An 11,898-nucleotide genomic window follows, 5' to 3' on the forward strand; every position below is an offset into this window, starting at 1 on the left:
CGTGAAACCACTGAAACCTCCCTCGTTTGCGCCCCTTGGGCTGCACCGGATCGCCGCGAGCGAGCCGCCAAATTCGTAAAAGACCCCGCCAAGTTTATCCTGCCGACGCGAGATGATACTTGCCATTTGGCGCCAAGTCACCGACCCGCCCCAGCACTTCAGGACACGTGCTGTCCTCCGCGACGCGGTGAAAATGCGTCTTCGCCGCGATTAACCAATGCGCTTGCGCCTGTGGGCAAGAGTCCGCGAAGCAGCTAGTCTGTTCCGTGATTCGCCTTGAGTTCGCGCGGGCCCGGCCGGCCCTAGCGTTTCAGTCTGTGGCAGAATTTGCGGCGCGAGGCGGGGCCATGGACGGCGGCGTGGAGCGAGGGGACCATGCGGACCAGCGGAGGCGAGGAGACACCTGATTCGAGGTGGCCCATAGTGCTGTCCCGCGTATTCGCCTATTCAATTCCGAGCTATCTGTTGCCCATCGACGCCGCCATGGCCGCCGAGGCCGCCAGCTTCGACGCGCAAGCCCTGCTCACGCTCGGCATCAATCTCGGTGTGATCGCGTTTGCCATCGGTACGGCCATCGTGTGCCTGCGCGCGACGAAGCGCGCGCGGAAGCAGGAGGCCAATGCGGCGAGCGAGGCGGAGCGCTACGCCTTGAGCGAGAGCACTCTGGAGACGGTGCTCGCCGCCGAGCCGCAAGCGCTTTTGACCCTGAGCGAGACCGGGGAGCCGGAGCTTCTGGTCTCCAATCTGCCCGCAAGCTTCGGCGTGCCGCGCGAGCCCGAGCGGCTGCTGAATTTCGCCGGCTGGCTTGACGCGGCATCGAGTGCCGAGCTCGAGTCGGCGATGCAGGCGCTGTCCGAGCGCGGCGAGGCGTTCAATCTCATGCTGCACACTCGGCGCGATAAATATGTCGAGGTCGACGGCCGCACCGCGGGCCGGTCGCTGGTGCTGAAGGTGCGCAACATTGCCGGGCAGCGGCTGGAACTCGCCGAACTCTCGGTCAGGCATAAGGCGCTCGAGGAGCAGGTGGCGAGCTTGCGCGCGCTGCTCGATGCCGAGGCGACCAAGGGCGAACGCTCGCTGGCCGAGAGCAAGGCCAGCATGGAGACCCATTTCCGCAGCTTCGACCGTCTCGCGACCGCGTTCGCCGTGTTCGACGCCGGACAGCGCCTCGCCCATTACAATCAGGCTTATGTGGATCTGTGGCAGCTCGATGCCGAATGGCTGGCGACGCATCCGCGCGACGGCGAGATTCTCGACCGTCTGCGCCAGGCACGACGGCTCGAGGAGCGTGCCGACTATCAAGACTGGAAGCGCAACTGGCTGTCAGCCGCCGGCACCGACAAGCAGGTCGAGGACCGCTGGCACCTTCCCGATGGGCGGACGCTGCATGTGATCGCCGATGCCGACGGCGAGGGTGGGGTGACCTATCTCTATGGAAACGTCACCGAGCAGATCGCGCTGGAGAGCCGCTACAACGCGCTGATTCAGGTGCAGCGGGAAACGCTCGATACGCTGCGCGACGGCGTGGCGGTGTTCGCGCCCGACGGGCGCCTCAGACTCTACAATCAGGCCTTCGCCGACATTTGGCGCTTGAGCTCCTCGCAGCTCGACGAGCAGCCGCATGTGGACGACGTCATCGAATGGTGCCGCACGCTCTACGACGCGTCCGAGGAATGGGAACGCACCAAGGCTGCGGTCACCGCCATCGTAGCGGAGCGGCGCCCTTATGAGAGCCAGTTCGACCGGCCCGACGGCAGCGTCATCGCCTGCGCCGCGCTTCCCCTGCCCGACGGCGGCACGCTCCTCACCTATTCCGACGTTTCCGACACCAAGCGCGTCGAGCGCGCCCTGATCGAGAAGAACGAGGCGCTAGAGGCGGCGGACCGCCTCAAGAGCGAGTTCGTATCGCATGTCTCCTACGAGCTGCGGACGCCGCTCAACAGCATGCTGGGATTTGCCCAGATGCTCGCCGAGCCCGCCTTCGGGCCCTTGGGCGACCGGCAGCGCGAATATGTGGACGACATTCTCTCTTCGGGCACGACGCTGCGCGCCATCGTCGATGACATTCTCGACCTCGCCACCATCGACGCGGGCACGCTCGAACTGAAACTCACACCGGTCAATGTGCGCGACCTCATCGAGGCGGCGCGGCAGGGCGTGGAGGAACGTCTCAAGCAGGACGATGTGCGGCTGGAGATCGAGGTCGCCCCCAGCGTCGACGAGTTCGTGGCCGATGCCAGCCGGGTCACCCAGATCCTGTATAATCTCCTGTCCAACGCCATCGGCTTCTCGACGGCGGGCGAGGTGGTGAAGTTGGCTTGCGCCCGGGAGGGTGCCATGATCGCCTTCACCGTCGAGGACCAAGGGGTCGGCATCCCGGAGGATTATCAGCACGCCGTGTTCGACCGTTTCGAGAGCCGCGCCCACGGCTCGCGCCACCGCGGCGCGGGTCTTGGCCTGTCCATCGTCAAGAGCCTGGCCGAGGCTCACGGCGGCACGGTCAGGCTCGTCTCGGCCGCGGGCAAAGGCACCCAGGTCAGGGTCCTTCTGCCGGTGAAGCAGGGCGCCACGCCGGAAGAAGCGGAACCCGACTTGCCCCGCTACCGGGTCAACCGCGCGGGATGAACGCAGGCTGGACGCTGGACGACGTCGATTTGGCGGGACTCGGCATCCTCGCCGGACGGCTCGCTCTGTTTCTGAAAACCGGCGATGTGGTCACGCTGAGTGGACCGCTCGGCGCCGGCAAGACGACCTTCGCCCGTGCCCTCGTGACCCATCTCGGCGATGCGGACGAGGTGCCGAGCCCGACCTTCGCGCTGATGCAGCGCTACGAGACTCATCGCCTGACGCTGCACCATTGCGACTTCTACCGGATCGAGGCGCCGGAGGTCGACGAGCTCGGCCTCGACGATGCACTGGCCGAAGGCGCGCTGCTCATCGAATGGCCCGAGCGCGCAGGTGATTGGCTGCCGGGGGACCGGCTCGAGATCGTCCTCGACGAGACAGCCAATCCGGACACCCGCCGCGTCACCCTGACGGGACATGGAAGCTGGGAACTCCGCCTCGAACGCTTGCGGACCGTGTCGCGCTTTGTCGACACGACGCCGTTCGCTGACGCCGACACGGAATATCTGCAAGGCGACGCCTCGGCGCGCTCCTATGCGCGGCTCGTCCTGCCGGATCGGTCCGCAATTCTCATGAACTCTCCGCGCCAGCCGGACGGCCCGCCGATCCGCGATGGCAAGCCTTATAGCGCGCTGGTGCATCTCGCAGAGGATGTGACGCCGTTCGTGGCGGTGACGAATGCATTACGCGCGCGCGGACTGTCGGCACCCAAGCTCGACGCCTTCGACCTCGACCAGGGCTTCATCGTGCTGGAGGATTTCGGCGACCGGGTCTTCGGGCTCGAGTTGGCGCGCGGGACGCCCCAGTCTGAACTTTGGGCGGCTGCCGTCGATGTGTTGCTGGCACTTGCCACCGAGCCGCCACCCGCCGACCTGACCATCCAAGACCATGCGCCCTATCAGCTGCCGGATTTCGACGTCGACGCCATGCTGATGGAAGCCTCGCTTCTCATCGACTGGCTGTGGCCGGCGCTCCACGGCCGAGAGGCGCCGGAGGCGTTGCGCGCGGAATATCTCTCACTATGGCGCCCGCACCTGGAGAAAGCGGTCGCCGCCGATCCGGGCTGGGTGTTGCGCGATTATCATTCTCCCAATCTGATGTGGCTGCCGGACCGGGAAGGCGTCGGCCGGGTCGGTCTCCTGGACTTCCAGGACGCCCTCAAAGGGCCGCTGGCCTACGATCTCGTGTCCCTACTCCAGGATGCCCGGCTGGACGTGCCCGAAGCGCTTGAACGGGAGCAACTCGACCGGTACTGTGCCGCCCGAAGCGCGCAAAGCGGTCATTTTTCGGCCGATGAGTTCCGGTCGCTCTACGCAACGCTCGGCGCCCAACGCAACTCGAAGATCCTCGGCATTTTTGCGCGATTGGCCAAACGTGACGGTAAGCGCGACTATCTCGCCCATATCCCGCGGGTTGCGCGCTATCTTGAGCGCGACCTTGCCCATGAGTCGCTCGGCGATCTTCGCCGCTTCTACCGCCGCGAATTTCCCGCCGCTGCCGACTTGCCGCCTATCGCTCCGTAGTTTGCACTGTAAGAGGACGTACCCATGACGCGAGCCCGCACGGCGATGGTTCTTGCCGCTGGCTATGGCGCGCGCATGCGCCCGCTCACCGACACGTTGCCGAAGCCCCTAGTGAAGCTCGCAGGGCGGGCGCTGGTCGACCATGTGCTGGATCGGCTGGCTGCGGCCGGCGTGGAAACGGCGATCGTCAATGTCCATTACCTGCCCGAGCAGGTCGAAGCGCATATGCAGGAGCGTTCCGGCCGGGCGCCGAAGACGATCATCTCCGACGAGCGCGATGTGCTGCTCGACACGGGCGGCGGCGCCAAGAAGGCGTTGCCCCAGCTCGGGCCCGGTCCCTTCTTCATCCACAACTCGGACTCGGTCTGGGCCGAGGGTGCCGCTGCCGCCTTGCCGCATATGCTGCGGCAGTGGGACGCAACACGCATGGACTGCCTGCTGCTGCTGGCGCCGATGTCGACCAGCCTCGGCTATCATGCGCGCGGCGATTTCGATATGGCGCCGGACGGGCATCTGACGCGGCGCGGCGAGCGGCAAGTGGTGCCCTTCGCCTTCGCCGGCGTGTCCTTGTGCGAGGCGAAGCTGTTCGACGGCGCGCCAGACGGCCCCTTCTCGCTCAACCTGCTGTGGGACCAGGCCCTGGCCAAAGGCCGGCTCTACGGCTTACGCCTCGACGGGCGCTGGATGCATGTGGGAACGCCCGAGGCGCTAGCGGAGGCCGAGGCCTCGTTCGAGCATGAAGGTGCCTGAGCGGCCGCCCGCGCCTCGCCTCTACACCATTCCGCCCTCGGCGCCGTTCCTCACGACCCTCGCCCGGGCGCTGCTTTCCGGCGACCTGCCGCTGCCCGGCGGGGCAAAGCCCGATCCGTTGACCCTGCCGCTCACCACCATTTACTTGCCACGCGGCGTGCGGCGCGCGCTTTGCGCGAGGCGTTTCTGGCTGAATCCGGCGGCCAGGCTCTGCTGCTGCCGCGCATCCACGCGCTCGGCCACGCCGACGAGGAGGCGGCCATCATCTTCGGCGCCGAGGAAGCGGACGGTGCCGACGGCGCGCTCGGCGCGCCGGCCATCGACGCCCTGCCCCGCCGGCTCGCCCTGATGAAGTTGATCCTCGCCTGGGGCCAGGCTTCCGCGCGAGATGCCACCGAGGCAGAGATCGAGGCCACAAGCTGGGTCAACAGCCCGGGCCAGGCATCGAACCTCGCCGCCGATCTGGCCCGGCTGATGGACTTCGTGGAGTCGGAGGAGGTCGACTTCTCCTCGCTCGACACCCTGGTGCCCGAGGATCTCGCGTCCCATTGGGAGGCGACGATCCAGTTTCTCACCATCGTCACCGAGAACTGGCCGCAATATCTCGCCGACAACGGTCTCGTGTCGCCGGTCGCCCGGCGTAATCTGCTGATGGCGCAAGAGACCGCGCGGCTGGCGCAAGGCTCCCCCTACCCTGTGATTGCCGCGGGCTCGACGGGCACGGTGCCGGCCACGGCGCGGCTGCTCAAGACCATCGCCACGCTTCCCAACGGCGCCGTGGTGCTGCCCGGTCTCGATCTCATGCTGGATGACGACAGCTGGGACAGCCTGACGAAGCATCCCGAGCATCCGCAGACCGGCATGGCGGAACTTCTGCGCAAGCTCGGGGTGGCGCGGCGCGACGTGGCTTACGTTCCCGGGAGCGCGCCAGACGGACCGGCGCGGGCGCGGCTCCATCTCGTGAGCGAGGCGTTGCGCCCCGCGGAGACCACCGACCAATGGCAGGGCTATTTGGAGACCGATACGCTCTCGCCGGATGGACGCGCGAGCTTCGCCAATGCGCTTTCCGGGATCCGCATGGTGGTGGCGCCCACGGCCCACGACGAGGCCGAGGCCATCGCCTTGATTCTCAAATCCTGCATCGATGCGCCTGGCAGGACGGCGGCGCTCGTGACACCGGACCGGGTCCTGGCGCGGCGGGTGGCGGCGCGGCTGAAAGGCTTTGGCCTGACCATAGACGACTCGGCCGGCACGCCCGCCTCCCGCACCGTGCCCGGCGCTTTTCTCGACCTGGTGCTCGCCGCGGCGGAAACGAATTTCGCCCCGCCGGAGCTCATGGCGCTCCTCAAGCATCCCCTGGCACTGCTCGGCCGGGAGCCCGGCACGATCCGCGCGGCGGCGCGGGCGCTCGAGCGTGGTGCGGTCCGAGATATCTATGTGGGTCAAGGTCTTAGCGGCATGTCGACGGCGCTTGAGTCGGCCCGCGATGAGCGCTCCTGGCGGCGCTCGGCGTTGCGGCCGGAGGAGCACACGATGGCCCTCCAACTCGTGCGCGACCTGGAAGAGGCCTTTGCACCGCTTGGCCAGTTGTTCGCAAGCTCAGTAACGCACAGCACGGCGGCGCTTGCCGAGGCCCATGCGGCCACGGCCGAGCGGCTCGCGCGAGACGCGGCCGGCTCCTCCTCGGGGCTGTGGCAGGGCGATGCCGGTGAAGCACTAAGCCTGCTGCTGTCCGGGCTGATCGGCGAAGGGGCGACGCTCGACATGTGCGCGAGAGACTATCCGGCTTTCTATCGCAGCCTGCTCGCCGGCCAAGTGGTGCGCCCGCGCGGCCCCGCGCATCCGCGCCTGTTTATCTGGGGACCGCTCGAAGCGCGGTTGCAGCAGCCGGACGTGGTCATCCTCGGCAGCCTCAACGAGGGGGTGTGGCCGCGCCCGCAAGAGGCGGGCCCCTGGCTCAGCCGGCCCATGCGCGAGAAGCTCGGTCTATCGCCGCCGGAGCGGCGCATCGGGCTCAGCGCCCACGACTTCGCTCAGGCGCTCGGCGCGCCGACCGTCTATCTCACGCGCGCGCTGAAAGTGGACGGGGTGCCGACCGTGACCTCGCGCTGGCTCCAGCGGCTGGAAGCGCTGGTGGAGGCGTCCGGCCTCGCCGGCAAGATCAAGCCCGAGCGGCCCTGGGTCGCCTGGGCGCGGGAGCGTGATCATGCCCCCGGTTTTGCCCCGGTCGAGGCGCCGCAGCCGCGCCCGCCGGTCGACGCGCGCCCGCGCGAGTTGAGCGTGACGCGTATCGAGCGGTGGATCGCCAATCCATACGAAATTTTCGCCCGGCACATCCTCAAGCTCGAGCCGTTGAAGCCGCTCGGCACCGAGCCGGACGCCGCCATGCGCGGCTCGATCGTGCATGACGTGCTGCATGACTTCTCCCGCGCCCATCCGGATGCGCTGCCGGACGACGTCTATGGCGCGCTGATGACGGCCGCCGACGATCTCTTCGCCAAGCTCGGCGGCTCCGCGCGGGTCGAGGCGTTCTGGCGGCCACACTTCCAGCGCTTCGCCCGCTGGTTTGCCGCCACGGAACCGGCGCGGCGCGCATTGGCCACTGGCACGCATACGGAAGTGAGCGGCGCGCTTGAGCTCGACTCGGGCTTCCGCCTGAAGGCGCGCGCCGACCGTATCGACACGACCGCGGATGGCGGCGTCATCATCTACGACTACAAGACGGGGAAGCCGCCGATCCCGAAGCATGTCGAGGATCTTTACAAGCCCCAGCTGCCCTTGGAGGCGGCGATCGCCGCGGCGGGCGGCTTCGCCGATCTGGGGCCGCTTCCCGTGCGGTCGCTGGTCTATATCCAGGCCTCGGGACGCCAAGACGGCGGCGACGAGCAACCGGCCACCAAGAGCGATGCTGGCGCCCTGGCGGAAAAGGCGCTCGAGGATCTGGAGCGGCTCGTCACCCATTTCGCCGAGCCCGATACGGCCTACGAGGTGAAGCGCCGCGCGGCGCCGGCTTCACCAATGCCTATCGCTACGACGAGTATGAGCATCTCGCCCGCGTGCGGGAGTGGCTGACGCAAGAGGCCGAGGAGCAATGGCCATGAGCGCCGATCTCCTGCACGAGGCGGACGCCAATCAGGCGCGTGCCTCCGACCCGAACGCGTCCGCTTGGGTGTCGGCCAATGCCGGCACCGGCAAGACCGAGGTCCTGGTCAAGCGCAGCTTGCGGCTTCTGCTCGACGGCGCGCGGCCCGAAAGCATTCTCTGCCTCACCTACACCAAGACGGCGGCGGCGGAGATGCAGAACCGCCTGCTCAAGGATCTCGCCGCTTGGGCGACGATGCCGGACGCCAAGCTCCACGAGGCGCTCACCAAGCTCATGGGGCGGCCGCCCGCGGACAAGGATCTGCGCGAGGCGCGGCGGTTGTTCGCGCGTGCGCTCGAGGCGCGCGGCGGGCTGAAGATCCACACCATTCACGGCTTCTGCGAGCGGCTGCTGCAGCGCTTTCCGTTGGAGTCGGCGGTCACCCCGCATTTCACCGTGCTCGACGACCAGGGCGCGGCGCTCCTCAAGCGGCGGGCGTCGGATGCGGTCATCGCTCGCGCCGCCGAGGACAGGGACGGCATGCTCGGCCAAGCGCTCGATACCATCGTCACGGTCGCCGGCGAGGAATGGTTTCGCCAAGTGGTCGATACGGTGCTCGCCAAACGCAGCGAGCTCGGTCGCATGGTGGCGCATCACGGCGGGCTAGGGGCCTGGGCAGTCGCCGAAGGCGAGGCGCTGAAGCGGCTGTTCGGGGTGGCCGGCAAGAGCGAAGCCGATCTGATCGATGCGCAAGCCGGCGCGCTTTCGAACGAGGAGATCGACGCCGCACTCGCCGCCTTCGCGTCCATCGGCAGCACCGCCAAGACGGACATCAATGCAGCAGCCGCATTGCAGAGCGCGCGGCGGGCGCAAGGCGAGAGCCGGGCGGCGGCCTTGCGCGCGTTGCTGCTCACTCAAAAGGGAACCCCGTCCGCCACGGTTTGCACCAAGGCCGTGAAGGACGGCGCGCCGGACATCGCCGCGAGGCTCGACGAGGTCAAGGTGCCGTTCGCCGCGCTCGAGCAGGATCTGGCGCATCTGCGCGCGGCGGAAGCCAGCAGTGCGGTGCTCCTCCTCGCCGACGCATTCAGGACGGTTACGCGCGCCACAAGCTGGCGGAGGCGGCGCTCGACTATGACGACCTCATCACAGGCGCGGCATCTCTTGTCGCGCGCGGGCGCGGCCGCCTGGGTGCTCTACAAGATCGACGGCGGCGTCGACCATATCCTGGTGGACGAGGCGCAGGACACCAACCCGGAGCAATGGGCCATCATCGAAGCGCTGGCGGAAGAGTTCTTCGCGGCGGCCGGTGCGCGCGAGACGTTGCGCACGCTGTTCGCGGTGGGCGACGAGAAGCAATCGATCTACAGCTTTCAGGGCGCCAACCCGGCGCGCTTCGGCACGGTGGGCCGCGCCTTCAAGAAGCGTGCGCAGGCTGCCGGCATTGAATGGCACGAGGTGCCTCTCAATCTGTCGTTCCGCTCGACCGTGCCGGTGCTCGACGCCGTGGACCATGTCTTTGCCCGCCCCGTGGCCGCGCAAGGCATGACCTTCATCGAGAGCGCCATCATCAAGCATCACGCCAATCGCCAGGGCGAGGCGGGACTGGTGGAGCTGTGGGAGGTGCAGACCGAGACCAAGCCCGCGCCCGCGCCCGCGTTCGAACCCTGGAACGAAGGCGCGAGCGGCGCGCGCGCCGTGGATGCGCTGTGCCGCCGCATCGCCGCGACGATCAAGGGCTGGCGCAACAGCGGAGAGATGCTCCCTTCCGCCGGACGGCCCATCAAGGCCGGCGACATCCTCATCCTGGTGCGCCGGCGCGAGCCATTCACCGCACCGATGATCCGCGCGCTTAAGCGCGAAGGCATCGCGGTCGCGGGCGCCGACCGCATGCGGCTGATGGATCAGCTCGCCGTACAGGATCTCGTGGCGCTGGCCGACGTGCTGTTGCTGCCGGACGACGATCTGGCGCTCGCGGTGGTGCTCAAGAGCCCCCTCTTCGGTCTCGACGACGACGCACTGTTCGACCTCGCCTATGACCGCAAGGGGTCGTTGTGGTCGGCGCTCAAGGATAAAGCGCACGAACCGCGCTTCAGCGGGGCGGCGGGGCGGCTCAAGGACTGGCTGTCTCAGGCCGACACCATGCCGCCTTATGAGTTCTTCGCCGCGCTGCTCGGCGCCGACGGGCAAGAGATGCGCAAGCGCATGCTGACGCGGCTTGGCCCGGAAGCTGCCGAGGCAATCGACGAGTTTCTCGATGCCGCGCTCGCCTATGACCGGGAAGCGGTGCCGTCGCTGCAAGGCTTCGTCAATCAACTGCGGGCCGGCGACATCGAGATCAAACGCGACATGGAGCAGGACCGGGACGAGGTCCGTATCATGACGGTGCATGGCGCCAAGGGCTTGCAAGCACCGATCGTGTTCCTTCCGGACACCTGCATGTTGCCGCGCCCGCAAGGCCCGCAGCTCTATCCCGTGGAGCGCCAGTCGGCGCCGCCGGACGAGGTCACCCATCTCGTCTGGTCGCCCGGGCGGTCCGATCTCCAGGCCATCGCCGCGGCGAAGGAGGCCCTGAAGCGCGCCGACCGCGACGAGTATCACCGGCTCCTCTACGTGGCCATGACGCGAGCGCGCGACCGTCTGTATGTGTGCGGCTGGCAGGGGCAAAAGGACCCCGAGCAGGACTGCTGGTTCCATCTCGTGCGGGACGGGCTCGACGGATACTTGAATCCGGTGGAGGGACCGGACGGCGTGCGCCGGATGGCCTCAGCGCAAGAGAAGGACGTGCCGCCCACGGAGACCGAGGCCGAAACCGGCGAGACGCCGCCGCTGCCCGACTGGGCCCTGACGCAAGCACCGCCGGAGCGGGTCCGCACGCGGCTCGCGCCCTCGCGCCTGGCGCTCAGCGCCGAGCCCGGGCAGACGGAAGAGACCGAGCAACCGCCTCTGGGGCCGCGGGCGCTCGCCGACACCAAGCGCTTCGCCCGTGGACGCCTGGTGCACGCGCTCCTCCAGCACCTTCCCGAGGTGGCCGCCGACGACCAGGAGCGGGCTGCCCGGGCCTTCGTCGCGGCGCGCGGCACCGAACTGTCTGATGCGCTGAAGGCGGAGATCGTCACCGAGACGCTTGCCATCGTGCGGGACGACGCGTTTGCGCCGCTGTTCCAGCCGGGCAGCCTGGCCGAGGTGCCGGTGGTGGCGCGAATCGGCGAGGGTGCGGCCGGCTTCGACATCGGCGGGCAGATCGACCGGCTGGTGATTCGCGAGAACGACCTCTTGATCCTCGACTACAAGACGAACCGCCCGCCCCCTGCAACCGAGGACGCCGTGGCGGACGCCTATATCAACCAGCTCGCCGAATACCGCCTGGCCCTCGCGCAACTCTTTCCGGGGCGGGAGATCAAGGCGGCGCTGCTGTGGACCGACGGTCCCCACCTCATGGAGATCTCATCAACTTCGCTTGATCGGGCCGAACGCGACATGTTGAACCGCCGGGCCGCCTTGACGCCATAGGTGGGCACACCTAGGTTCCGGTCACTGGGCGCTCAAGAGCCCGTGCCGGCGAGGAGAAGAAAATGGCGACTGGAAAAGTGACCGACGATACGTTCGATGCCGAGGTGCTGAAGTCCTCGACCCCCGTCGTCGTCGATTTTTGGGCCGAATGGTGCGGCCCCTGCCGGCAGATTGCTCCCGCGCTCGAAGAGATCTCCAACGAGCTCGGCGGCAAGGTGAAGATCATCAAGCTCAATATCGATGAGAATCCGCGCACGCCGGGTACCTACAACGTCCGGGCGATCCCCACGCTGATCCTGTTCAAGGACGGCGAAGTGGCCGATACGCTCCGCGGCGCCTACCCGAAGAACCATCTCGCCGCGTGGATCGGCGGCGCCATCGACGGGACCGCTTAGCGGCCAACCC

At 67.9% G+C, this 11,898-nt stretch carries 6 protein-coding genes; all 6 read left to right on the forward strand.

Annotated features, from left to right (window positions below; genetic code table 11):
* The first annotated feature begins 375 nt into the window (after window positions 1-375).
* Window positions 376-2,625: a sensor histidine kinase gene (locus AUC69_RS01825; protein ID WP_083238983.1), complete on the forward strand. Its 2,250-nt coding sequence runs from the start codon at window positions 376-378 to the stop codon at window positions 2,623-2,625.
* Window positions 2,622-4,148: a tRNA (adenosine(37)-N6)-threonylcarbamoyltransferase complex ATPase subunit type 1 TsaE gene (gene tsaE, locus AUC69_RS01830; protein WP_069440624.1), complete on the forward strand. Its 1,527-nt coding sequence runs from the start codon at window positions 2,622-2,624 to the stop codon at window positions 4,146-4,148. The genes AUC69_RS01825 and tsaE overlap by 4 nt, the downstream gene beginning before the upstream one ends.
* A gap of 24 nt (window positions 4,149-4,172) precedes the next feature.
* Window positions 4,173-4,898, forward strand: a complete 726-nt coding sequence (locus AUC69_RS01835; RefSeq protein ID WP_069440625.1) for a nucleotidyltransferase family protein — start codon at window positions 4,173-4,175, stop codon at window positions 4,896-4,898.
* 171 nt (window positions 4,899-5,069) lie between these two features.
* Entirely contained in the window at window positions 5,070-7,970 is a 2,901-nt protein-coding gene (addB, locus tag AUC69_RS01840) for a double-strand break repair protein AddB (protein ID WP_244500036.1), read from the forward strand.
* Window positions 7,971-7,995: 25 nt separating this feature from the next.
* Window positions 7,996-11,493 (forward strand): double-strand break repair helicase AddA, encoded by a 3,498-nt coding sequence (addA, locus tag AUC69_RS01845; protein ID WP_158007978.1) that lies wholly within the window; start codon window positions 7,996-7,998, stop codon window positions 11,491-11,493.
* A 62-nt stretch (window positions 11,494-11,555) separates the two neighbouring features.
* Window positions 11,556-11,888 carry a thioredoxin gene (trxA, locus tag AUC69_RS01850; RefSeq protein WP_069440626.1) on the forward strand — a complete coding sequence of 111 codons (333 nt, stop codon included), beginning with the start codon at window positions 11,556-11,558 and terminating at the stop codon, window positions 11,886-11,888.
* Window positions 11,889-11,898 lie beyond the last annotated feature (10 nt).

Source organism: Methyloceanibacter superfactus, assembly GCF_001723305.1.
GTDB lineage: Bacteria > Pseudomonadota > Alphaproteobacteria > Rhizobiales > Methyloligellaceae > Methyloceanibacter > Methyloceanibacter superfactus.